At 70.2% G+C, this 23657-nt stretch carries 18 protein-coding genes; 12 read left to right on the plus strand and 6 right to left on the minus strand.

Annotation, left to right across the window (positions count from 1 at the left end):
- Positions 1-50 precede the first annotated feature (50 nt).
- Together OG627_RS25150 and OG627_RS25155 are read right to left on the minus strand one after the other, a co-directional pair.
- The gene (locus OG627_RS25150; protein WP_329068725.1) at positions 51-254 is read right to left on the minus strand and encodes a cold-shock protein; all 204 of its coding nucleotides are present in this window, start codon (positions 252-254) and stop codon (positions 51-53) included.
- Between the two features lie 597 nt (positions 255-851).
- Positions 852-1190: a MerR family transcriptional regulator gene (locus OG627_RS25155; RefSeq protein WP_329068726.1), complete on the minus strand. Its 339-nt coding sequence runs from the start codon at positions 1188-1190 to the stop codon at positions 852-854.
- 919 nt (positions 1191-2109) lie between these two features.
- On the opposite strand from OG627_RS25155, the gene OG627_RS25160 reads away from it, so the two are divergent.
- The 6 genes from OG627_RS25160 to OG627_RS25185 all read left to right on the plus strand — a co-directional run bounded on the left by OG627_RS25160 (position 2110) and on the right by OG627_RS25185 (position 10345).
- Complete coding sequence (locus OG627_RS25160) at positions 2110-3615, plus strand: alpha-L-fucosidase (RefSeq protein ID WP_329068728.1); 1506 nt, start codon at positions 2110-2112, stop codon at positions 3613-3615.
- Positions 3616-3674: 59 nt separating this feature from the next.
- Positions 3675-4835: an ROK family transcriptional regulator gene (locus OG627_RS25165; protein ID WP_329068730.1), complete on the plus strand. Its 1161-nt coding sequence runs from the start codon at positions 3675-3677 to the stop codon at positions 4833-4835.
- A gap of 140 nt (positions 4836-4975) precedes the next feature.
- Positions 4976-6274: an ABC transporter substrate-binding protein gene (locus tag OG627_RS25170; RefSeq protein WP_329068732.1), complete on the plus strand. Its 1299-nt coding sequence runs from the start codon at positions 4976-4978 to the stop codon at positions 6272-6274.
- 383 nt (positions 6275-6657) lie between these two features.
- Positions 6658-7485 carry a carbohydrate ABC transporter permease gene (locus OG627_RS25175; protein ID WP_329068734.1) on the plus strand — a complete coding sequence of 276 codons (828 nt, stop codon included), beginning with the start codon at positions 6658-6660 and terminating at the stop codon, positions 7483-7485.
- Positions 7482-8336 carry a carbohydrate ABC transporter permease gene (locus tag OG627_RS25180; protein ID WP_329068736.1) on the plus strand — a complete coding sequence of 285 codons (855 nt, stop codon included), beginning with the start codon at positions 7482-7484 and terminating at the stop codon, positions 8334-8336. Before OG627_RS25175 ends, OG627_RS25180 begins: the two co-directional genes overlap by 4 nt.
- The gene (locus OG627_RS25185) at positions 8333-10345 is read left to right on the plus strand and encodes a beta-galactosidase (RefSeq protein ID WP_329068739.1); all 2013 of its coding nucleotides are present in this window, start codon (positions 8333-8335) and stop codon (positions 10343-10345) included. The genes OG627_RS25180 and OG627_RS25185 overlap by 4 nt, the downstream gene beginning before the upstream one ends.
- A 204-nt stretch (positions 10346-10549) precedes the next feature.
- Here the strand turns inward: OG627_RS25185 and OG627_RS25190 are convergent, their stop codons facing one another.
- Both OG627_RS25190 and OG627_RS25195 read right to left on the minus strand, forming a co-directional pair.
- A complete protein-coding gene (locus tag OG627_RS25190) occupies positions 10550-10687 on the minus strand; it encodes a hypothetical protein (protein WP_329068741.1) in 138 nt (45 codons plus the stop codon).
- A gap of 17 nt (positions 10688-10704) precedes the next feature.
- Positions 10705-11061, minus strand: coding sequence for a MerR family transcriptional regulator (locus tag OG627_RS25195; protein WP_329068744.1), 357 nt, complete (start codon positions 11059-11061; stop codon positions 10705-10707).
- Between the two features lie 305 nt (positions 11062-11366).
- On the opposite strand from OG627_RS25195, the gene OG627_RS25200 reads away from it, so the two are divergent.
- From OG627_RS25200 to OG627_RS25210, 3 genes are all read left to right on the plus strand, one after another.
- Positions 11367-12272, plus strand: a complete 906-nt coding sequence (locus OG627_RS25200; RefSeq protein WP_329068746.1) for an NADP-dependent oxidoreductase — start codon at positions 11367-11369, stop codon at positions 12270-12272.
- 330 nt (positions 12273-12602) lie between these two features.
- A complete protein-coding gene (locus tag OG627_RS25205; RefSeq protein ID WP_329068748.1) occupies positions 12603-12821 on the plus strand; it encodes a hypothetical protein in 219 nt (72 codons plus the stop codon).
- Positions 12822-13026: 205 nt separating this feature from the next.
- Entirely contained in the window at positions 13027-14898 is a 1872-nt protein-coding gene (locus OG627_RS25210; protein WP_329068749.1) for an eCIS core domain-containing protein, read from the plus strand.
- A gap of 86 nt (positions 14899-14984) precedes the next feature.
- Here OG627_RS25210 and OG627_RS25215 read toward each other — a convergent pair whose 3' ends face one another.
- Positions 14985-18005, minus strand: a complete 3021-nt coding sequence (locus tag OG627_RS25215) for a helix-turn-helix transcriptional regulator (RefSeq protein WP_329068751.1) — start codon at positions 18003-18005, stop codon at positions 14985-14987.
- Positions 18006-18130: 125 nt separating this feature from the next.
- Between OG627_RS25215 and OG627_RS25220 the strand changes: the two genes are divergently transcribed.
- The 3 genes from OG627_RS25220 (at position 18131) to OG627_RS25230 (ending at position 21932) form a co-directional block, all read left to right on the plus strand.
- Positions 18131-18775 (plus strand): helix-turn-helix transcriptional regulator, encoded by a 645-nt coding sequence (locus OG627_RS25220; protein WP_329068752.1) that lies wholly within the window; start codon positions 18131-18133, stop codon positions 18773-18775.
- 311 nt (positions 18776-19086) lie between these two features.
- On the plus strand, positions 19087-19779 hold the full coding sequence (locus OG627_RS25225; RefSeq protein WP_329068754.1) for a DUF4255 domain-containing protein: 693 nt from the start codon (positions 19087-19089) through the stop codon (positions 19777-19779).
- On the plus strand, positions 19776-21932 hold the full coding sequence (locus OG627_RS25230; RefSeq protein ID WP_329068757.1) for an ATP-binding protein: 2157 nt from the start codon (positions 19776-19778) through the stop codon (positions 21930-21932). The genes OG627_RS25225 and OG627_RS25230 overlap by 4 nt, the downstream gene beginning before the upstream one ends.
- A 119-nt stretch (positions 21933-22051) precedes the next feature.
- Here the strand turns inward: OG627_RS25230 and OG627_RS25235 are convergent, their stop codons facing one another.
- A complete protein-coding gene (locus OG627_RS25235; protein WP_329068759.1) occupies positions 22052-23596 on the minus strand; it encodes a COG1470 family protein in 1545 nt (514 codons plus the stop codon).
- Positions 23597-23657: the final 61 nt, after the last annotated feature.

Here is a 23657-nt window from a genome sequence, read left to right on the forward strand (position 1 = left end):
TACCCCGAGGGATACGGGCCCCAGCTACGAAGTGCGCGTCAGCGTCAGCGTCAGACGGGAACGATGTTCTCGGCCGTCGGGCCCTTCTGGCCCGTCGCGATGTCGAAGGTGACCTTCTGGCCTTCGGACAGCTCACGGAAGCCCTGGGCGGCGATGTTCGAGAAGTGCGCGAACACGTCAGCGCCTCCGCCGTCCTGCTCGATGAAGCCGAAACCCTTGGCCGCGTTGAACCACTTCACGGTGCCGGACGCCATGTCATATCTCCCTTGGGGCAGTACGCCGGGACCCGCAATGCACGGATACCGGGTCGCTGCGACGATGCCCCGCCCGGAAAATGACCGGAAATATAAAAACGCTTACAACGGCAGAAAAAACCGGTGAAGACGCTTGAAGATTTGGGAACCACGACTGCAACTGAGATCGACAGTAGCATGCGGTAGCGGCCTGCGTACGCTCAATAAATCCACTCTGCTGGCTGCGGTAAACACACTGTTCGCGCGACACGTTTAATTCTCGTCTCGCGGTAATAGATATTGACCCGCCCGCAGTGCAACGTTCCAGCAGGAGCGGTCGCCATGGACGGCTCGGAGGGCGCGACTACCGCAGTGGCACCCTCCTGTCCGACGCGGCGGCCCGCCGGCCCGCACGCCGGGCCCGACGCACTCAGGGCCGCGCAGCAGCAGTGCTGCTGTGCGGCCCTGTCGCAAGTGCGCCCAGATCTCACCACCATCGCCTGACGGCCGACGCCCGCTGTTCGTGGCGAACCAGTTGGGGGGCATGCGGCCTGGGGGCGGCTACACGCTCCACGCTCGGGCCGGGCGGGGGGCGGGGCGGGGCGGTCACGCGCCACCTCAGCCTGCGGTCCTCGGGTTCTCCGATTCGGCGGCGTGGCGGTATTCGGCGTTGATGCGCTGGGCCTCTTCGAGCTGGTCTTCGAGGATGACGATGCGGCAGGCGGCCTCGATCGGGGTGCCCTGGTCGACGAGCTCCCGGGCACGGGCGGCGATGCGCAGCTGATAGCGGGAGTAGCGGCGATGTCCGCCCTCGGAACGCAGCGGAGTGATGAGGCGGGCTTCGCCGATAGCACGGAGAAAGCCCTGCGTGGTACCGAGCATCGCGGCGGCCCGGCCCATCGTGTAGGCGGGATAGTCGTCGTCGTCGAGACGGCCGAACGAATCGTCTGCTGTCATTGCACCTCTCTATGAAACGCCTGGAGGGGCCCCGGTGCCGTATGGCACCAGGGCCCCGAAGGAACTGCTACACCACCTGCCGGCCCTGATTCTGCGCCGGCCTTCTGTTTCCACTGACCCGACTTGGAAGTTGCCGGGGTCGCGGGGATCGCGGTTGCTTGACCGGAGACCACCTCACTATCGATGTCCTGCGGTACCCGGGCTCAAGACTTCCGCCCGGGCGATCCTGATGGCGCCTGGCTCCTCCGTTCTCCCTCTGGGGTCTACCAACCTCTTGCCGGTACTGCTGTGGCCTGTGACAGCACCACTCTTCGACAGCCAGCCCCGTCGCCCTTCCTGCGTCTGCTCCGGCTTAGAACCCCACTGTCGAACCTCCCGGTGCGCGCGCCCGCAGCCGACGCCTTCACCAAGGTGCTGCTCACTCAACTTCACTGCTGGATAACGCACTTGCGGGTACTGCTCACGGCGGCCCCTGATCACTACGGGCCACCCGGCCCGGTCGTCAGTCCCGTCGCCGTCCTGCAACAACCCTGGCTTCGAAACTCCACCACCGCGCCGTCCTGCGAACTGCAACTGCGGTTACCGCTGCCCGGCAGTTCGTCTCTGCCAGGCCCTGCTGTCTCTCTGGGCTACGAGAGAAACCATAGCCACACCACCGCCCAATGTCTACTCCGGCCGCCATAGATTTAAGCGCCTCACGCAGTGAGATAGTCAGCCTCGGCTACGGAACGGATGCGTGGCGGTACCGCTCGACGACGTTGCGCCGCTTGTGGAGCCGCATGTCGAAGGCCGGTGCGGCGACTCATCGCCCGACCATGAGTCGCGGCTCTGGCTCAAGCGTCCGGCGGACGGTTAGGGTGTCGTTTGTCAACTGAGGTTACAAACATAAGCCGCCCCATCACCGAACAGGATGAATCGGATGACCGATGACATCATGCTCTCTCCTTCCCCTGAGGCCGCCGACGAGATCGGGGCGTTGACCGGAGTTCGGCCCAGCGCGCGACAGGTGGCGTGGCAGTCCATGGAGTTCTACGCCTTCGTCCACTTCGGCATGAACACGATGACCGACCGGGAGTGGGGGACGGGTGGCGAGGATCCGGCTCTGTTCGCCCCGTCCGACTTGGACGTCGATCAATGGATGTCGACGTTCGCCGCGGCGGGGATGACCGGCGCCATCCTCACGGTCAAGCATCACGACGGCTTCTGCCTCTGGCCCTCGCGGCTGACCGCGCACTCCGTCGCCGCCTCCGGATGGCGAGGCGGAAAGGGCGACCTGGTGCGACTCGTGGCCGACGCGGCGCGACGGCACGGCCTCAAGTTCGGCGTCTACCTGTCGCCCTGGGACCGCACGGAGCCGTCGTACGGCTCGGGGACCTCGTACGACGACTTCTTCGTGGGCCAGTTGGAGGAGTTGTTGTCCCATTACGGCGAGGTGTTCTCGGTGTGGTTCGACGGTGCCAACGGCGAGGGGGCTGACGGTGCGCACCAGGAGTACGACTGGGAGCGCTACTACGCGGTCGTCCGGCGGCTGCAACCCGATGCGGTGATCTCTGTCTGCGGGCCGGACGTTCGGTGGTGCGGCAACGAGGCCGGACACACGCGCCCGGATGAATGGAGCGTCGTGCCCGCTGCGCTGCGCGACGTCGAGCGCATCGCCGATCACTCGCAGCGCGTCGATGACGGAGCCTTTTCGCGGCTCGTCCGGAGCGGCGACGAGGACTTGGGCAGCAGAGCGGCCCTCGCCGGCCGACTTGACGATCTCGTGTGGTACCCCGCCGAGGTGAACACGTCCATCCGGCCGGGGTGGTTCTACCACGAGCACGAGGACGGCTCCGTTCGCTCCGCTGACGAACTTTTCGATCTGTGGTGTGACGCGGTCGGCGGGAACGCGTGTCTGCTGCTCAACGTGCCCCCCGACGCCCGTGGCCTCGTGGCCGCTCCCGACGTTGCCGCACTGACGGGGTTGGGCGAACGCGTCCGGGCGTTCCGTAACGGAGTGCTGGACGCGGACGTCACCCTGTCGTCCGGGGCGCCGCGCACGCACGCGGGCGGGCCGGTGGCCGACCGGTCCGCGCTCGCACGGTTGGCCGGGGATGCGGCGGCTCCGGAAGCGTGGCATCCGGAGGCGTCCGATGCCGCGCCCACCCTCTCGCTCGTCCTCACCGGCCCCACCGAGGTCGGCGCCGTGGTCATCCGCGAGGACATCACCCAGGGGCAGCGCATCGAACGGGTCGTGGTGATCGGGGTCGCCGATGGGCGCGAACAGGTGATGGCCGGGGCGGACTCGGTCGGCTACCAGCGCATCCTGCGTTTCCCCCCGCGCGTCGTCGACGAGGTCAGGGTCAGGATCGAGGCGTCCCGCGGCCTTCCCGCGATCCGCGCCGTCGCGGCGGTCGGTGCCGGCGCTGCGCGGTCTCGCGGTTGATCCCGTGAGGGGACCGTGCCGCGGCGCGGAGACGTCGGGAGATCCTGTTGGATGGACGCGTGGAAAGCACACCTGACGACCTCACCGCGCGTTCCGGGGCCGGCCCCGGATGGCCGCGACTGCACCCGACGACGCAGGCGGCGTACAACCGCATCCTGTGGAACGGTGGGCTCTCCAAGAGCGAGGTGGCGACGAAGCTCGGGCTGTCCCGCACCCGGATGACGACGATCGCACGAGATCTCGAGGCCGCGGGCCTCATCGTCGAAGGCGGCAAGGAGCAGCGGGCGAGCACGGGCCGCCCCGCGGACATGCTGCTGGCCACGACCGATCTCTTCCACTTCCTCGGCGTACACGTCCGTGCCGGTGAGCTCGTCGCGGCGGGGATCGATCTGACCAACAAGGTGGTCTGGGAGCGCCGGCGGCATGTCGACGAGCTGAGCGCTTCAGTCATCGGCGCGCACTGCCGCGACTGGCTGGACGAGGCGAAGGCGAGCGGGCTGCGGGTGGCCGCGCTGGCCGTGTGCGGCTCCGCGGAGCGGATAGACGGGGCCGCGGAAGGCGTCGGGCTCCACGCCGTGGCCCCCGAGACGGCCCGTTCCGCGTGGGAGCGGGAGTTCGGTATCCCGGTGTGGGCCGAGGACGACGTCGTGGCGCTCACCGCGTTCGAGCAATGGCCGCGCCTGGCCGAGGGGGAAGACAGCATGGCGCTCATCTCGCTCGGCCGGGAAATCGGGTTCGGCCTGGTGGCCGACCGCAAGATCATCCTCGGCGCGCACCGCAGGGCGGGCAGGTTCTCGCACGTCCAGGTCGCGTACGACGGTGTGCGGTGTCCTCTCGGCCATCGCGGTTGCCTCTGGGCGGAGAGTTCCACGACCTCGATCGTGGACGGTGTCGACGGCGCCCGGACATTCGGTGAGGTCATCGAGCGCGCCGAGGCGGGTGAGCGGGTGGCGCGCGAGCGGCTGGCACGCGCCGCGCGCGGAATCGGTGCGGCGGCCGGACACATCCTGAATCTGCTCGACCCCGACAAGGTGATCCTGACGGGCGACAGCCCGTCGGTCCTCGACTCGCGCGCCGAGGACTTCGAGGAGGGGATGCGCTCGGTGTATGCCGCGCCGGACCCGCCGGTTATCGAGGTCACGACGTTCGACTTCCTCGAGTGGGCGCGGGCGGCGGCCGGCCTGGCCCTCTACCGGCGGCTCGCCGAATCCGAGCACTGAGCGCGCGGCCGGGCAGCGTTTGTCATCTCTATTGACAAACTTTCTCGGTGCGGGCGATGCTCATCGCGCCCTCGTTCGGGGCGAGAGCGCGATGCGCGGTCCCGCGACGGGCCGAGCCCGCTCCGAGTCAAGGGAGACTCATGCGCACCAGGAAACCCCGCAAGATCCTGGCTGCGGCAATCGGCACAGCCGTTACCGCACTCCTCGTTCCCGCCTGCTCGGTCGGAGCCGCCTCCGACGGCAAGGTCACCTTGCGGTACTGGGCGTGGGCGCCCGGGAGCGCGACGGAAGTCAAGGAGTTCAACCGGACGCATCCCAACATCAAGGTCGTCCACACCGACGCCGGCGGCGGCGACACGTCGTCCGCCAAGCTCCTGGCCGCGGTCCGGGCGGGCAACGCGCCCGACCTCGCGCTCGTGGAGAACACATCACTGCCGCGCATGATCGTCAGTGGGGCGACGAAGGACATCACCGACCACGTCTCCGACGTGAAGAAGGAGTACGCACCCGGCTCGTGGGCGCAGACGACCTTCAGCGGCCGGACCTACGCACTGCCCCAGGACGTCGGTCCCATGGCGCTGCTGTACCGGAAGGACGTCTTCGACAAGTACGGTGTCGCCGCGCCCCGGACGTGGGCGGATTTCCGCGAGGCGGCCGCCAGGATCAAGGCCCGGAACCCGAAGCTCACGATGGCTTCCCTGGCCCCCGACGGATGGGGCTGGTACGCCGCTGTGGCGGCGCAGGCCGGCGATGACTGGTGGTCGATCGACGAGGACAAGTGGAGCGTCGACATCGACGGAGAGAACTCCCGCAAGGTGCTGGAGTTCTTCCAGGGAATGTACGAGGACGGGCTCGTCGCGGCCGATCCGCAACTGACGCCGACGTACAACCAGAAGTTGAATGACGGCACGATGCTCTCCTGGCCCTCCGCCGTGTGGGCTCCCGGCGTCATCCACGGCGTCGCGCCGAGGACCGCGGGCAAGTGGGCGCTCGCCCCCCTGCCCCGGTGGAACGCGGACGACCCGACCGTCTCGTTCCAGGGTGGTTCCTCGGTCATGGTCACCGCCCACTCCGAACACCCCAAGGAGGCAGCGGAGTTCGCGAAGTGGCTCAATGCCAGTGACGAGGGCGCGAAAATGATCCTCAACGTGCAGAACGGCTACCCCGCGGCGCTGTCAGGGCAGAAGGCCGCCGCCTCGCAGAAACCCCCGGCGCTCATGCCGCAGCAGACCGACTACTACAGGATCACCGCTGAGATCGCCAAGCACACGCGCCCGGTGACCTGGGGCCCCAACACGAACGTCGCCTCGGCCGCTTTCACGGATGCGATGAACGCCGCCATCCGGAACGGCACCTCATGGACGCATGTCCTGACCGTCACCCAGAAAGCCGTCGTGGAAGACCTGAAGAAACAGGGATTCGACGTAAACGAGAGCTAGTGCCCCTCCCGGCAAGCTCTGCCCCGACGCGCCGCCCGGCACGCACGCTCGCCGTTGGCCAAAACCCCGGGTAGCTCCGCCACCAGGATGTCCGGCCGCCTCGCGACCGCACTCACCGGGCGACGCTCCTTCGGGCGAGCATCGCCGGTCACGGCACTGGAGCCGCGAGCCGCGAGCCGAGAGCCGCGAGCCGAGAAAGAGCGCAAAGCGTCAGAGAGGTTATTCGCATGACCAACCCCGTCATGGCCGAAAGAGCCACCGGGTCGACAGCGGGGGGCGTTTCGCCGCCAACGCGGCGCCGTCCGCGTCCGCGTCCACGTCGCCGGAGCATCGCGCCGTACCTGTTCAGCGCTCCCGCCATAGTGCTGTACACCGTCTTCACGGTGATCCCCGTGGTGTACGCGCTGGGCACCAGCCTCTTCGCCGAGCGGCGGATCGGGGGCGGCGCCCTCGGCATTCCCTCCACGGTGTTCGTCGGGTTCGACAACTACCTGTCGGTCCTCGGCGACAACCAGTTGGTCGACGGCCTGGGACGTCTGGCGATCTACGGTGTGATCGCGGTGCCGTTGACCCTCGGCCTCGCCCTGCTGTTCGCCCTGCTCCTTGACACACCGGGCGTGAAGCTGCGGCGTTTCGGGCGCACGGCGATCTTCATCCCCTATGCCGTGCCGGGTGTGGTGGCCGCGTTGATGTGGGGGTTCATGTATCTGGCGGGGACGAGCCCGTTCTCGTACGTCACCCGGTCCCTCGGATGGGGCGACATCCCCTTCCTGGGGACGAGTGGGATCTACGGCGCGATCGCCAACATCTCCATCTGGGGCGCGGTCGGGTTCAACATGCTCGTCATCTACACGGCGTTGCGCGGCATTCCCCACGAACTGATCGAGGCGGCCCGCCTGGACGGGGCGAGCGAGATCCAGATCGCCCTGCGGGTCAAGGTGCCGCTGGTCGGTCCCGCGCTGCTCCTGACCTCGATCTTCGCGCTCCTGGGATCGCTTCAGCTCTACGGCGAGCCGCTGATGCTCAAGCCTCTGACGAACACCATCTCCGACACGTGGGTTCCCCTCATGTCGATCTACCAGGACGCGTTCCTCCTGGGCAATCTCCATGACGCGGCGGCGGCGTCGATCATCCTCGCCCTCGGTACCGCGGCTGTGTCCCTCGTGGTCCTCGCCATGGTCCGCGTCTCGACGAGACGGGGGATGCGATGAGCACGGTCGGCCAAGCGTCGCACGGGCGGACGAAGATCGTCCCCACACTCGTCATGGTGGCGGGCGCGCTCTACTGCCTCCTCCCCGTGGTCTGGGTGTTCGTCGCTGCCAGCAAGGCCCCGGGCGAGCTGTTCAGCTCCTTCACCTTCGCCCCCGGAACCGGTCTGCTCCACAACCTCGGCGACCTCTTCTCCCACGACGGCGGCGTCTACGGAATGTGGGCGTTGAACTCGCTCCTCTACGCGGGCGTGGGAGGCATCCTGTCCACACTCGTGTCGGCCTCCGCCGGTTACGCCATGGCGAAGTTCGAGTTCCGCGGCGGCCGGATCTTCTTCGTCGCGATTCTCGCCGGACTGCTCATCCCCGGCATCACCCTCGCGGTGCCGCAGTACCTGCTGATGTCCGACCTGAAGCTGGCCGGGACACAGTGGTCGGTGCTGCTCCCGAGCATCATCAGCCCGTTCGGCATCTATCTGTGCCGGGTGTACGCCGCGAGCACCATCCCGACGGAGATGCTCGAAGCCGCGCGGATCGACGGCGCCGGCGAGTGGCGGATCTTCCGGGGCGTCGTGCTCCCCCTCATGCTGCCCGGAATGGTGACGGTGTTCCTCCTGCAGTTCGTGGGCATCTGGAACAACTTCCTCCTGCCGTACCTCATGCTCTCCGACACCCGGACCTTCCCCCTCACCGTCGGGCTGAACTCCCTGCTGGAGCGCGGCGCGGGCTCGCCCTCCCTCTACACGCTGGCCATCGTCGGCGCCGCGCTCGCGATCGTTCCCCTCATCGCCCTGGTGCTGTTCCTGCAACGGTTCTGGCGCCTCGACCTCATCGCTGGAGGAGTCAAAGGATGACCTGGTCCCACACTGACAACGACTGGCCCACCCATGGGCTGAGCTTCGGAGCCGACTACAACCCTGAGCAGTGGGACAAGGAGGTGTGGAAGGAAGATGTCCGCCTGATGAAGCAGGCCGGTGTCAACCTCGTCTCGCTCGGCATCTTCTCCTGGGGCCTCGTCGAGGTGGCGGACGGTGAGTTCGACTGGGATTGGATGGACGAGATAGTCGGCCTCCTGGCGGACAGCGGCATCGCCATCGACCTCGCCACACCGACGGCCGCGCCCCCGGGCTGGCTGCTGGCGGCACACCCCGAGATCTACCCCGTCGACCACGACATGCAGCCGCACTGGCCCGGCGCCCGGCTCGGCTGGTGCCCGAGCAGCCCGGTCTTCCGCGCGTACGCGCTACGCATCGCCCGTGCGCTGGCGGAACGCTACGGCCACCGCGATCACGTCGTGATGTGGCACGTCAGCAACGAGTTGGGAGGCGGCAACGGCCGCTGTTACTGCGACACGTCGGCAGCGGCCTTCCGCAGGTGGCTACAGGGTGAGTACGAGACACTCGACGCTCTCAACGAGGCATGGGGCACCGCCTTCTGGGGCCACACGTACCGCGACTTCGCACACATCATCCCGCCGCGCGGCAATGACTCGAAGAATCCTTCGCTCGTTCTCGACTTCGACCGCTTCTCCTCGGACGAGCTTCTGGCGCACTATCTCGCCGAGCGAGAGGTACTCAAGAGCGTCACGCCCGAACTCCCCGTCACGACGAACTTCATGGTCGGCGCCGAGCCCGACGTCGTGGACTACCCCCGGTGGGCGCCGCACATGGACATCGTCGCGAACGACCACTACACGCGCTCATCCGACCCGCTGCCCGAGCAGGACGTCGCATTCTCCGGTGACCGGATGCGCGCGATGACGACACAGCGCCGTCCGTGGCTGCTCATGGAGCATTCGACCAGCGCCGTGAACTGGCAACCGCGCAACCGTGCCAAGGCGCCGGGCGAGTTGATCCGCAACAGCCTGAGCCACGTGGGCCACGGCTCCGACGGCGTCCTCTTCTTCCAGTGGCGCGCCTCCCGGGCCGGCGCGGAGCAGTTCCACTCGGCGATGGTTCCCCACGCCGGCGAGGACACCCAGCTCTATCGCGACGTGTGCACTCTGGGCCGGCACCTTCGGCGTCTCGCCCCGGTCATGGGCTCACGCACTTCCCAGGCCCGTGTCGGCATCCTGTTCGACGACGAGGCGGGCTGGGCCATGACGAAGGGAGTCAAGCCGAACAATCACCTTGCCTACGGTCGCCTCGTCCGGGACTGGCATCACGCGTTCTGGCGGCTGAACGAGAGCATCGAGGTGCTCCCGCCATGGTCCGACTTCACCGGGTACGAGGTGCTCGTGGTGCCAGGGCTCTTCTTGACCGACGACGATACGGCGACGCGGGTGAGCGCTTTCGCCGAAGCGGGCGGCACGGTCGTGGTGAGCTTCCTCTCGGGGATCGTGGACGAGCACGATCGCGTGCGGCTCGGCGGATACCCGGGCGCGTTCCGTGACCTCCTGGGCGCGTGGTGCGAGGAGTTCCGGCCGTTGCAGGAGGGGGAGACGTTCACCCTCGACAACGGGTGGTCCGGCGCGGAGTGGACCGAACTCGTGCGTGCGGGCGACGCCGAGGTGATCGCTCGGTACTCCGGGGGCCATCTCAGCGGACGTCCGGCGATCACCTCGCGTTCGCTGGAGGGCGGGGGCCGTGCGGTGTACGTCTCGGCCGGACTCGACAGCGACGCGCTGCTGGCATTGACACGTTCGCTGGTGCGCCCCACCGGCGTGGCGAACGTGCCGAGCGGGGTCGAGGTGCTCGTGCGCCGCAACGACGAGGAGACCTTCACCTTCTTCGTCAACCACGCCGGCGATGACGCGGTCGTCACCGCGCGGGGCCGGGAAATGCTCACCGACGAACCCGTCGGCGGAGCACTGCACATACCGGCGGGCGAGGTGCGGGTCGTGCGGTCGGGTGCTGTGAGCTGAGCCCGGATCCACCGAGCGGATGCCCGTGAGCCTCGCCGGGCCGGGTTCGGGGGATGATCCGGAGGCGACGCGAGGGCCTCGGGATCATCCCCCGGGTGGTGGGAAGATCCCACCCGTCCACGAATCGAGCAGTCAGAGATGCCCCGGCTGGGACGGAAGCCCGGCCCGCGACGGTCGTGGCGAGAAGGGGCACCGCAGTCTCTGTCATCGTTGGCAGGTCGGCGCCTCCTTGTCGGAGTGGTCGATCACCAGCACCCCGTCCGGGGCGACGGCCTCCGGATACGCCTGGGGCTTCCCGTGGCCGGCCAGTGCCAGGTAGACGCCGGACAGGCCGGGCCCCACCTCTCGCGAAGGGTTGATCAGTCCTGCGCCACGTTCGCCGCGGTCACATTCTCGATCACGCGGCCGAGTTTGGTCCTGGCCCGGGTCAGGTCCTGGATGCGTGCGGCGATGCGGTCGCGTTCGACGATGAGCTGGTCGAGCATGGCGGGGGTCGCGACGCCGGTGCTCACGCACGGCAGGAGTTCGACGACGGTACGGCTGGAGAGACCGGCCGCGAAGAGGTCCTGGATGAGCTGGACCCGCTCCAGGGCTTCGTCGGGATAGTCACGCTGCCCACCGGACGTCCGCGCCGATTCCAGGAGCCGCTGTTCCTCGTAGTAGCGCAGGGCCCGCACGCTGACCCCTGACCGCCTGGCGAGCTGTCCTATGCGCATGACGCAGGGCACTCCCTTCCCGCTCATACCTCACGTGGACGTCAGATTCAGGCTACCAATACCGGCCCCGGGGCAGCCCTGGGGGCCGGTCGAACCGTTACCGGCGCCGGGATCGACCATGACCCGGCGGCGGACCCGAGGGCGTCCACGCGGTTCACGTACGCACGGCAGCCTCACCCATCCGCGCCTGCCCTCCTCCGGCCGGGCGGCAGTTGTGGCTTGCACCTCACGTCAACGTCAGGTTCTAGAGTGACGAGCGTCGGATGAACACGTCATTCCGGCCCGTCGAAGTAAGGCAGACCCTTATGCGCGCAGCCCGGTTCCACGAATACGACGGAGCGGAGAGCCTGGTGATCGAGCAGGCCCCCGACCCCCACCCCGGACCCGGTGAGGTCCGTGTCCGCGTCGCGGCGGCCAGCGTCAATCCCATCGACTGGAAACTGCGCGCCGGCGCCCTGCACCAGCTGATTCCCCTGGAGCTGCCCGCCATTCCCGGGCGAGACGGCGCCGGTGTGGTCGACGAGATCGGCGACGGGGTGCAGGGGGTGAGCGTCGGCGACCGGGTCTTCGGACTGGGCGGTGTCACCGGGGCGACCGCGGAGCTGTTCATCCTCTCGGCCTGGGCGCACACCCCCGCCACGTGGAACGACGAGCAGGCCGCTGCCGCCGGTCTCGCGTCCGTGACCGCGATGGGTGGACTGAACGCGCTCGGCTCCCTCGCGGGGCGCACCCTCCTCGTCGAGGGCGCCGCCGGAGGCGTGGGCAGCGCGGCGGTCGAGATCGCGGTAGCGCAGGGTGCCGCGGTGATCGGGACAGCCAGTGAGCGCAACCACGAGTTCCTCACCGCACTCGGCGCCGTTCCCACCACCTACGGCCCCGGCCTCGCACAGCGCCTCACCACCCTCGCCCCGCGCGGAGTCGACATCGTGCTCGACACCGCGGCCTCCGGATCGCTGGACGACCTCGTCGCGATCACAGGTGACCCGAAGCGCGTCGCGACGGTCGCCGACCACGCGGGCGGGCAGCGCCTGGGCACGCATGTGGTCAACGCGGAGAACGATTCCGCTCTCCTGTCCGCGGCGGCGGAACTGGGCGGGCAAGGCCGCTACACACCCCGCATCGAACAGGTCTACCCCCTGGAGCGGATCGCCGACGCCCACGCGCACGCCGAGCGCGGACGCACCCGGGGAAAGATCGTGATCCGCATCTGAACAGGCCGATCTGTATCTGAACAGGCCCACGAGGTAGGTCACTCGCGACGTGCGGGCGGGGCACGCCTGAGGGCAGAGGCGCGTGCGGTCGGGGTCGCTGTGGAGCGGCTCGCTTCGGGGACGGGCTCGGGCCGGTGCTGTGGCCGGAAAGGTTCGCCGGGGGCCCGCGGAGTTCGGTGTGGTGCGTCGCGAAGGAGAGGATTGCCCTTGTACGGGATGCACCGGGCCGGTCCGGCAGCGCGCCGAGGCGCCGCGCCGGGCATCGCGAGCCGGTGAACCTTTCCGGTCACGACTTTTCCGGTTACAGCACCAGGGACGAGGAGACGACGGATGGACGGCGACCGGCAGGAGGGCGCAGCGGAGGCGGAAACGCGCGCGACCACCACGGAACCCGCGACCACCACGGAGCCCGCCGGCGCCGTCAGGAAGATCGCGTGGTCCGCTCCCGAGAGCGGCACCTCGGCACGTCTGAGACTCCTGCAGCACACCGCGGGAAACGCGGCCGTGGCGAAATTGCTGCGGGCCGGGGAGGACGGCGCCGCGCCCTGACGAAGGTCGCATGGCCGGTGACCGGTGACCGGGTGTACGCGAAGGGTGAGAGCGGTCCCACTCCCGGGGCGCGCCGCCCGGGGCGCGATGCCCGAGGCGCGGTGTCCGAGGGCAACAGGTCTGCACCGGTGAGGACTTCATTTGTCCCCGCTGTAGCGTGGACAATCAGGCGGGCAGTGTCCCATTGCGTGAAGGAGTGTGCCGCGTGCATGCGCACGAGAAGAACGCCGGGCGAGTCGGCCGAGTGGCGTCAGGATCGTCCCGTGCGGGCGAGACCGTCGGACTGAACGCCCACTGGCTGAGGCATCTTCAGCGTGTCGCTGCCGGGGGAGGCGGAGCCTCGGCCGGGCCCGCGCGGGACGAGGAAGTCGACCACGCGCGAGTACAGCGAGCGGCCGTGGACGATGCCCTGCGGTCGTCGTCGCACCCGCTGGAGCCGGGCCTCCAGCAGGAGATGGAAGCGCGCTACGACGGCGCGGACTTCAGTGCCGTGCAGGTCCATGACGGGACCGTCGCCCGCAAGGCGGCCGCCGTGATCGACGCCAAGGCGTTCGCCACCGGCGGGCACATCGTCGACGGCGGCGCGATGAGCAAGAAGGACTGGGCGCACGAGCTGGCCCACACCCTGGACCCGGAACCGGCTCTGGGCACGGACAACGGTGCCGGACTGGCCATCTCCCACCCCCGTGACCGGGGCGAGCGCTTCGCGGAGACCGCGTCCGACCGCGCCATGTCCGGGCCCGCCCCCGTCCAGCGCGTCTCCACCGGGACGCGGCCGGTGACCGGCGACCGGCATCAGCACGGCCCGGGGTGCGACAGCCACGGGCGGCCCATGAGCGGGCCGGCGTCTGTGCAGCGGACCCCCGGAGGAGGGACGGCGACAGACGAGCGCCCCGGGGAACAGGAGACCGGCGAGTCGGCACGCGGCGAGAGTCTCCAACTGCGCGACCATCAGAACACCGAACTCTTCTCGGGCGACGACGACCGGCTCGCCGGCTATGTGCGCCACCTCGCGGCCGCGGACCGGTCGGACATCTACCGCCTGCTGCTCAACCGCCTGAGCAGCAGGGGGTTCGACGCCCAGGTCGGCAACATCGAGCGGGTGTGGAGCGCGGCGGACAAGCAGCCGTCGGAGCGTCGCGTCCGAGTGCCGCGAGACCTGCACTTCATCTGGCTGGGCGGCAGGCCCAGCGACGCCGTCGTGGCCAACCTGAACGCGTGGATGGAGAACGCCGAGGACAGCGACTGGACGCTGACTCTGTGGACCGACGCGGGCAGTTCGACGCTCAAGGACCTCGCGAAGACTTTCGGCAGACATCTCACGATCCGCTCCGACAGCGACAAGCTGGTCAAGGAGAAGGCGGGCCCGGAGAACTACCGGATCTACAAGGACGCCAAGGGCAAGAAGGCCCACAACCTGGCCTCCGACATCCTGCGCTACACCGTGATGAAGGAGTACGGCGGTGTGTACATGGACGTCGACGTGGCGCCGGGCGCCGTACAGCTCAAATCGGCGCCCGAGGTGCTGATGCACAGCGAGGACGTTCCCCTGCTCGCCCCGCGACTGCGTGACAAGAAGAGCGTGGACTCGGCGCTGGGCCGGGAGGGGACGAATCAGGACCCGACCCAGGAGGAGCTGGGCGACGCGGCCACCGCCCGCTACGACAAGGGAGTCCTGGGCAACAACTTCATCCTGGCGCCCGGGTCGGAGTTCATGGCCGAACTCCTCAGGAAACTCCCGAAGCATTTCGCCGAGCTGAAGGAGAAGTACGGCCCCAAGGTGGTCGACGGGGATCTCCCGGGCCTGGCCCCCGACATCTCCGGACCTGCTTTCGTGGAAAAGGTCCTCAAGCAGTACACCGGCCGGCATCACGGCGTCATGGAACAGGACCACAGCACCCCCAAGGCACCCGACCTGGCCATCGCGAAGGACGAGTTCCAGCACCTGTTCCCCCCGGAGGCCCTGGAGTTCTGGAAGGCGCTGGGCTGGGTGACCCCCGAGAGCGAGAACCAGCTCGACGGCGCGCCCGGTCTGGGCAGGACGCAGTCGCTGCTGCGAGCCATGCGACTCAAGTAGCCAGCGGCTCAGGTAGCCAGCGGCTCAGGTAGCTTGCGGCGCGACTTGCTTGCGCCGCGAGTAGGGGGACACGTCGGCAGCACGCCCTACGGGGTCTCGCTGTTGAGCGCGGCCGGCAGGTCCGCCCTGCGTCGTATGCCCAGTTTGCGGTAGGTGCTGGTCAGATGGGTCTCCACCGTGCGCCGTGCCAGGTGCAGCAGTTCGGAGATCTCGGCGTTCGTCCGGCCGCCGGCGGCCAGCGCGGCGATGCGGTGTTCGCTCGCGGTCAGTGAGCTACGGCCCGTGAGGGAGGCGTTCCTGCGGCGGGCGCCGCTGGCGCGCAGGGCCAGTTCCGCTTCGCCCGACAGCCGGACCGCGCCCAGCCGTTCGGCCGCCGTCGCGGCCTCCCTGAGCAGCGGGCGGGCGCGGCCCGGCTGCCCGGCGGCCGTGAGCTGGAGGCCGTGGGTGATGAGCGCGGGGATCAGCTCGACGTCGAGCGAGGTGCCGCGCAGGATGCCGACGGCCTCGGCGGTGAGCGCGAGCCCGCGCCGCCCGCCGGTGGCCGCGCCCAGGACGCGCAGCGCGCGGCCCCTGGTCCGGGGCGTGTTCCACACGGCGGCGTACCGGTGCTCCTCCTCGGCGAGCGCGAGGGCCTCCTGCGGTTCGCCCAGGAGGAGATGGCATTCGGCGGCGGCCGAGCGCCAGGGTGTGACGACGGGGCTCTCCACGCCGCGGCCGAGCTGGCGCCTGCCGCACTCCCGGAAGTCGTCCAGCGCGCCCGCCGGATCGCCGACGGCCGCGCGCAGGACACCGCGCGCGTAGAGGAAGCGGTTCAGCTCCCAACTGTCGTACGAGTCCTTGACATTGACCCCGGCGACGAGCTGTTCGGCCTCGGCGGGGCGGCCGCGCTCGACGAGCGCGAGGACGCGGTGGGCCAGGAAGTTGCTCGCGCCGGTACGGAGCGCGTCCTCCGGAGCCCGGAGCCTGTCGGCGGTCTCCTCCAGCACCCACCGGTAATGGCCGCGTGCGGCGGCGGCATCCACCCGCGTGTTGAGCAGCGAGCTGTGGACCGGGTGCAGTGGCGACAGCCGGTGCTCGGTCAGGCCCGTCCTGATGAGCCGCTCGGCGTCGTCCAGCGCGTCGGTCCACTGCGTCACGGCGGCGGCCGTGGCCAGCAGGTACGGCATCAGCAGCGGATCTTCCGGGACCGTCAGCAGCCGCCGGATCTGCGGCGCGGCCGACTCGGCGGACAGCAGCCCGGCCGTCGCCTCGTACCGGATCAGCAGGGCGCGCAGGGCCGGACTGATCCGTTCCGGGGTGTGCTCGGCGCTTTCGCGCAGCCGGGAGTAGACGGCCCGCCTGATCTCCCGGTCGTGGTCGGAGAAGAACGCGGACGCCGTCTGGACCGTACGGGCGAGGACGGGTTCGCCGTCCAGGGCGCCCAGATCGCGCAGGACGTCGAGGGCGGCGTGCGGCTCGCCCCGGTTGGTCAGGGCGCTGCCCAGGGTGACCGCGGCCAGCACCCGGTCCCTGGGCTGTTCCTGGAGGCGCAGCGCCTCGGCCAGCCGGGGTATCCCGCCGGATCTTAAGGTGGCGAACTCCAGTTCGCCGAGTTCGGTGAGCACCGCGGCCCGGCGCTCGCGCGGCAGCGGTTCGTCCAGCGCGCGGCGCAGATAGTGCGCGGCGGCGCCGGTCCGGCCGGACCTGGCGGCGTCGGCCGCCGCGTCGAGGAGGGTCTTGGCCACCCACGCCGCGCCGTCGGTGGTGGTACGCAGCAGATGTCCGGCCACCGCTTCGCCTCCGTCGCCCCGGCGTTGGCGCAGTTCGGCCGCCTGGCGGTGCAGGGCCTCCCGGCGCGCGCGGGGCCAGCCGTCGAGGACCGCTCCGCGCAGCAGGGGGTGCGCGAAGCGCGGGGCGCCGGTGCCGGGGGCGCGGCGCAGCAGGCCGAGCCGGATCATCGCGCTGATCCAGCCGCCGACGCGGGCGGGGTCGGCCCGGGTCAGCTCGGCGAGGAAGCCGGCGAGGTCGTGGCCGGGGCCGGGTTCGTCGTGGTCGGTGGATCCCGGGCGGGAGCCGGGCAGTCCGGGACCGCGGGGGGACCCGTACTGCCCTTCCTCCTCCCGCTCCCTCGTCCCCTCGCCGTACCGCTCCGCCGCCGCGTCCTCCAGCTCCGCGAGCGCGCGGGCCACCGCGGTGCTTCCGGGACCCGTGCTCTCCAGCCACCACGACACCGCAGCCACGAACGCCCCCGGGTACAGCTCGGCGCAGTTCTCGGGCAGTTGCGGCTCGGGCGGCTGCGGCTGCGGGCCGCCGCCGTCCGGGAAGACCGCCCGCAGGTCGTCGAGCAGGGCGCGCAGCAGCAGCGGGTTGCCGGCGCCCGCCCGTACACAGCCGTCCACCCAGGCGTCGGTGGTGTCCTTGCCGAGGGAGTCCCGGATCAGCTCCTCGGCGGCGGGACGGCTCAGCGGGGCTACCGGGTGCACCCGCACCACGCTGGGGGACAGGGAGTACGCGAGGCCCGGTGACGGCGGGGCGATGTCGTACTGGCCGCGCTCGGTCACCACCATCAGGACCGGCATCCCGGTCAGCCGACGTGCCCCCTCGGTCAGCCAGCGCCGGGAGGCCTGGTCGGCGAGGTGCGCGTCGTCCACGGCGACCAGCAGCGGCGACTCGGCCGCGTGCTCGCACAGCAACTGCCACAGGCGGGACGGGTAGCCGAGGTGGTGCGGGGTCTCCGGGGTGTCGTCGTCGGGGCCGCCGAGAACGGGCGGCGGGTTGAGGAGCTGCCGTACGAGGGCGAGGGGGATGCCGGAGCTGTCGGCGGAGGCATGGGCCCGCAGGATCCGCATGCCGAGCTTCGCGCCCAGTTCGGCGGCGGCCTCCAGCAGCGCGCTGCGGCCCGTACCGGTGGGTGCGCGGAACAGGACCAGCCGTCCGGATCCGCCCATGGCCCGGCCGGCCTCCGCGGACAACAGGTCCAGCGCGGCCTCGCGTTCCAGGAGTCCGGCCCAGTCGGGGCCCGGGACCGGCGGGTTCGGGACCGACGGCTGGTCCGGGACCGATGCACGGGTCGGGACCGGCGCACGGGTCGGTGCCGGGATCCCCGGCTCACTCGGAGTGACGATCACGGAAACCTCTCGCCGATCTCGTGGTCGGTCTCGTGGTGGGCCACGGTTGTGGCCGTCCTGCCAGCGGAGAAAGGGTGGGAAGAGCAGGAATGGTTTGTTCCGCTGAGGCAAGGACGCAAGGACGTATGGGCACGGTTCTTCGAACCCCGGTCAGAATCCCGGTGGAGGTCCATGCGTCGGACCCGCTCTCCCACGACGGAGCGGTCAGCCAACTGCGCCGGCAGCCCGAGGTCGAGCTGGTCGACGAGGGCGCGGGCCGGGCGGGCACGGTCGCGGTCCTGCTCACCGAGGCGCTGGACGAACCCACGCTCTCGCGGCTGAGGCGGCTGACACGCGCGGACGGCACCAAGGCCGTCCTCGTCACGAGCCTGATCCGCGAGGCAGAGCTGCTCCAGGTCATCGAGTACGGCGTCGGCGCGATCGTCTGGCGGCGCGAGGCCACCGGCCACCGGCTTCTCCAAGCGGTCCTCGCGGCCTCCCGGGGCGACGGGGATCTGCCGTCCGACCTGCTGGGACGGCTGATAGCCCAGGTCGGCACGTTACAGCGCGGCACGACCAGCCTGTCGGGCGCCACGGCGTCCGGCCTGGCGCCACGTGAGGTCGATGTGCTCCGCCTGGTGGCCGAGGGGATGGATACCGGGGAGATTGCCAGCAAACTGTCGTACTCCGAACGCACGGTCAAAAACGTCATGCACGGTCTGACGACCCGCCTGCAGCTCCGCAACCGTGCCCATGCCGTGGCCTATGCCTTGCGGGAAGGCTACATCTGATGGTCCATGCGCCGAGTCAAGGGCCCTGGGGACAGGCGGCGGCCGACGCGAGGGCAGCGAGGTTGCCCCTTGATCGTCCCCCGGGTGCCTCGCGGGGCGGACGCCCGGACCGTCAGGATGGCGTGGGGCGCTCCGTGCCGGGGCGCCCGTGACCGGCTGGACCACGGATGGTCCGGCCGCGTGAACTGACAGATCGTCACATTACAGTGGGTCACGTAACAGATCGTTACGCGACAGGGTTGTTCGGTGGCGGAAGCGCTCGGTGACGAGCGGATCCGTGGCGAACGGCGACAGTGAAGGGCAGCGCGACCGTGATCCACGAGGTGGACGACATCCTCAAGGGGCTGCTCACCCGCGGCGCCTTCGCGGGGTCCGATGTCGAGGTCACCTTCGACGCCCCGACGCGCGACTGGGCGGCCCGGCGCAACGCCCCGACCATCGACGCGTATCTCTACGACATCCGCGAGGACACCACACGGCGCCAGCGCGGCAAGATGTCGCTCCGCGACGAGCAGGGAATCACCCTCAAGCACCACCAGCCGCCGCGCTGGTTCCGGCTCGCGTATCTCGTCACCGCCTGGACCAAACGTCCGCAGGACGAACACCGGATGCTCTCCGCCGTACTGCACACGCTGCTGCCCAAGGAGATCCTCCCGCCGGAGGATCTGACCGGCACCCTCGCCGGACTCGGCCTCTCCGTCCCGCTGACCGTCTCGGGGCTGCACAACGAGGCGCGCTCGCTCGCCGACATCTGGTCCGCGCTCGGCGGCGAACTCAAGCCCTCGCTCGACGTGGTGATTACCGCGCCCTTCCTGGCGTTCCCCGAATACAGGGTCGGCCCGCCGGTCACGGAAGGGCTCGGCGTCCAGGTGCGGGGCGCGGGCGGCACGCCCGACGACGGTCCCACGCGGTTCCAGAGCGCGGAGAGCGTCGAGCTGGCCAAGGAGGAGTTCGCAAAGAGGAACGGCACGGCGGGCAGAACGGTTCAGGAGCGGCAGAAGTGAGCGGCCCCTCCTCTCCGTTGCTCGAACGGCTCGCGGCGCTGCGCGACCGCGTGGCGTTCCTGGTCGAGCGTCGCAGCGCCACCGATCCGACGGCCACCGATCCGATGCGCGGGATGTACCTGACGGACGACGCCGTACGGCACCTGCTGTTCGGGGGGCCGAAGGGCACGGACACCTCCGAACAGGAGGCGCCGCAGGAGCCGGACGGGACGGACGCGACGAGCGAGCCGGACGGGACGGACGAGCCCGAAGCGGCCGACGATCCGTACGGGGCCGGGCCGTCCCCCGACGACCGCCTCCACCGGCTCGCCCACTTGCTGCGCCTCAGCCCGCTCGACACCCAGATCCTGCTGGTCGCGCTCGCGCCCGACCTGGACCGCACCTTCGAGGCGCTGTACGGCTATCTCAACGACGACGTCACACGCCGCCGGGCGACCGTCGCACTCGCGCTCGACCTGTGCGGGGTGCCCGCGCACTCCGTCGCGGGCCGGTCCCGGTTCCATCCGTCCGCGCCGCTGCTCACGCGGGGACTCATCGAGGTGGAGGAGCCCGAAAGCCCCTTCCTCAGCCGCTCCTTGCACGTGCCCGACCGGGTCGTGGCGCATCTGCTGGGCGACGACACCCCGGACCCGGCGCTCGACGGGACCGTACGCCCGCTCCCGTATCTGCCCAGGGACGCGGACGCGGAGAACACGGCGGACCCGCGGACCGCGGGTACGGCCTACGGCGACCACCCGCTGGTACGGAAACTGGCCGAGCAACTGGCGGCGCGTCCGCTCATGGTCTACCTGCGTGAGCACCGCGACGGCGACGGGCTGGCCTGCGCCACCGTCGCCCTGGGCGCGGCCGGTATCGCGGCCCTGCACCTCACGCCGGGGCAACGCCCGGGGGACCACCGCCCCGGGGAGCACGCGCCGGTGGAACGGACATCGGGGGAGCGCCTCCCGTACCGGGAACTGCTCCGTGAGGCACGGCTGACCGGACGCGCGATCGTCGTCACCTCGCTGCCCGAGAGGCCCGAGGAGCTGGTCAGGGCGCTGGCGGTCAGCGATGTCCCGGTGCTGCTCGCCGACCCGCGCCCGTATGACCCGCAGTGGTGCGACGGCGGGCACGACCCGCTCGTGCTGGACGCGCCCCGGCAGCGCGCCGGCGATCTCGACGCCTGGCGGGCGGCGCTCGGCCCCGAGGAGCCGGGGTTCGACCTGGCGCCGGTCGTCGCCGCTTACCGGCTCGGGCCCGGCGGGATCGGCCGCGCGTCCCGCACGGCACTGGACCTCGCCGCGTTCGACGGCGCCGAGCTGTCCGCCGCGCATCTGCGGCTCGCGGCCCGTCAGCAGTCCGCTTCGGGCCTTGAGCGGCACGCGCGCCGTATCCGTCCCGACGTCGGCTGGAACGATCTCGTCCTGCCCGAGGGCCCGCTGACGCAGCTGCGGGAACTGGTCCTGCGCGCCCAGCACCGCGACCGGGTGCTCGGCGACTGGCGGCTGAGCGCGGGCGGCGGGCGCGGGCGGGGCGTGGTGGGGCTGTTCGCGGGCGATTCCGGTACCGGGAAGACGCTCTCCGCCGAGGTGGTCGCGGGTGAACTCGGCCTCGATCTCTACGTCGTGCAGCTTCAGTCCGTCGTGGACAAGTACATCGGTGAGACGGAGAAGAACCTGGAGCGGATCTTCACCGAGGCCGACCGTACCGACGCGGTCCTGCTCTTCGACGAGGCGGACGCGGTCTTCGGCAAGCGCTCCGAGGTCAGCAGCTCCAACGACCGCCACGCGAACATGGAGAGCGCCTACCTCCTCCAGCGCCTGGAGTCGTTCGACGGCATCGCCCTGCTGACCACCAACCTGCGCTCCAACATCGACGACGCCTTCACGCGCCGGCTGGACCTGGTGGTCGACTTCCCCTTCCCCGAAGAGGACCAGCGGCTGGCGCTCTGGCGGCACAGCCTCGCCCATGTCCCGTGCGCCGACGACGTCGATCCGGCGTCCTGCGCGCGGGACTTCGAGCTGGCGGGCGGCTCGATCCGCAGCGCGGTCGTCACGGCCGCGTACGCGGCGGCCGGCCGGGGCGACGGCGTCTCGACGGCGGACCTGCTGGCGGGTGCCCAGCGCGAGTACCGCAAGGCGGGCCGGCTGGTCCTGGACGACGCGACCTGGTAGGCGGCGCTCGTCCTGGTGGACCGCGTCCCCGCACCCGGCCGCTCGCGCCGCGGGCCCGTAGCCGCCGGACGGAGTGTGTCCGGCGGCCACGGGCCCGCGGGGGCGACCACCTGGGCCGATTACTCCACCGGCGCCGGGAGCCAGTCCTTGGCCGTCACCGTGCCAGCGGTGTTCTGTGCCTTGATCCAGCCCAACTGCAACTTCTTGAGCGTCGTGTTGTCGAGAAGCCCGTTCTGCTCGGCCCCGAACAGGCCCTGGTACTCCTTGATCCTGTTCGTGTCGCGCTGCGTCGGATTCTCCTTGAGCTGGACGCGCTTCGCCAGGTAGTCGATGTTGGCCTTCGTGTACTTGACCATCGACGCCAGGTCGCCGTCGTCGATCTCGGCCTGGGTGCCCCAGAGCAGGACGTTCCGCGCCCACGGCACTTCCGGGTTGGGCTCGTTCGCCTTCAGGGGCACCGAGGTCGCGTCGACCCAGTGGGCCGCCAGGAGCGCGGTCATCGTGCTACGGCCCAGGTTTCCGAGTCCGTCGTTCTCCGCCAGCCGGCTGAAGTCGCCGAACTCGGAGTCGTGGGCCTGCTGGAAGCACTTCAGCGCCTTCTCGGTCGCCGCGTCCAGCTTGCCCACCGCGTGCGCCTCGGTCAGCTTGCAGCCGCCCGCCCCCTCGACCAGCCGTACCTGGGCGAACTGTACGAAGAGGTTCGGCTGGTCCTCCGAGGTGAGGGGCAGCGGACCCCGCTCGACCTTCTCCTCCTCCTCGGCCTTCTCCTCCTCCTCTTCCTTGTCCCCGCCGTCCCCCTCGTCCGACGCCTTGGGCTCCTCGGCGGGCGCGGCGTCCTGCGTGGGCTTCTCGGCCGGCTTCTCCGGCGGCTCCTCCGGCAGCGCGGTGGCCGCCGTCTGCTGGAGCTTCTCCTGCGCGAGGGTGCGGACCGGTGCCTTGTAGGTGAACCAGAGCACGACGCCGGTGATGGTGAGCGCGAGCAGCAGACTCAGCGTGGTCATCATCCAGAGCGGCAGCAGGCTGCGCTGCACGTACGTCCCGTTCACCGCCAGGGGTTCGTACCCCGAGCGCCGCACCGACAGCCCGTACGGCCGCTCCTGCTTCTGCCCCACCCAGGTGATCTGCCGGGGCTTGAGCGTCGCGTCGACGAAGGCGGCGCGGCCGGGCTGGATCTGGACGTTGGACGGGACGATCTCGTACGAGAGCTGGTCGCTGTTGTCGCCGCCGCTGATCGACGCGGTGAGCGAGGTGTTGCCGAGGTTGTCGACGGCCAGCTTCGGCCGGCCCCTGAAGCGTCCCTTGACGGTCTGCGGGACCAGCTCGGCCCGCACCTCCATGAACGTGGTGAAGGTGACGTTCCCTTCGGCGACCGTACCGGCCGCGGGGTGCTCGGTCGGCAGGATGCGCACACCGTACGGATGCGGCCCCGCCGTCGCGTCCGGGGTACGGGGCGGGGCGAACGTCAGCTCCACGATTCCGGTGGTTCCCGGAAAGAGCCTGATGGACGGCGGTTCCACCGTGACGTACGGTGCGACGTCGCCGACCGCCTCGAAGCGGTACTCATCGACGACGTCGCCGGTGTTGCGCAGACGCAGACGTACGGTGCTGCTGCTGCCCGGGTCGACCGTGGTCGAGGCGGGCTCCAGGGAAGTCCAGATGGTCACCCGATGGACGTTACTGCCCACGGGGGAGGCGACAGCAGAGGCCGCGGGGTACCACCGCTGC

The organism is Streptomyces sp. NBC_01429 (genome assembly GCF_036231945.1).
GTDB lineage: Bacteria > Actinomycetota > Actinomycetes > Streptomycetales > Streptomycetaceae > Streptomyces.

What these genes read in the sequence shown, in the direction of transcription:
- OG627_RS25150 (WP_329068725.1), bottom strand. Translation starts at nt 254, where the DNA reads ATGGCGTCCGGCACCGTGAAGTGGTTCAACGCGGCCAAGGGTTTCGGC.
- OG627_RS25155 (WP_329068726.1), bottom strand. Translation starts at nt 1,190, where the DNA reads ATGACAGCAGACGATTCGTTCGGCCGTCTCGACGACGACGACTATCCC.
- OG627_RS25160 (WP_329068728.1), top strand. Translation starts at nt 2,110, where the DNA reads ATGACCGATGACATCATGCTCTCTCCTTCCCCTGAGGCCGCCGACGAG.
- OG627_RS25170 (WP_329068732.1), top strand. Translation starts at nt 4,976, where the DNA reads ATGCGCACCAGGAAACCCCGCAAGATCCTGGCTGCGGCAATCGGCACA.
- OG627_RS25180 (WP_329068736.1), top strand. Translation starts at nt 7,482, where the DNA reads ATGAGCACGGTCGGCCAAGCGTCGCACGGGCGGACGAAGATCGTCCCC.
- OG627_RS25185 (WP_329068739.1), top strand. Translation starts at nt 8,333, where the DNA reads ATGACCTGGTCCCACACTGACAACGACTGGCCCACCCATGGGCTGAGC.
- OG627_RS25195 (WP_329068744.1), bottom strand. Translation starts at nt 11,061, where the DNA reads ATGCGCATAGGACAGCTCGCCAGGCGGTCAGGGGTCAGCGTGCGGGCC.
- OG627_RS25200 (WP_329068746.1), top strand. Translation starts at nt 11,367, where the DNA reads ATGCGCGCAGCCCGGTTCCACGAATACGACGGAGCGGAGAGCCTGGTG.
- OG627_RS25205 (WP_329068748.1), top strand. Translation starts at nt 12,603, where the DNA reads ATGGACGGCGACCGGCAGGAGGGCGCAGCGGAGGCGGAAACGCGCGCG.
- OG627_RS25220 (WP_329068752.1), top strand. Translation starts at nt 18,131, where the DNA reads ATGGGCACGGTTCTTCGAACCCCGGTCAGAATCCCGGTGGAGGTCCAT.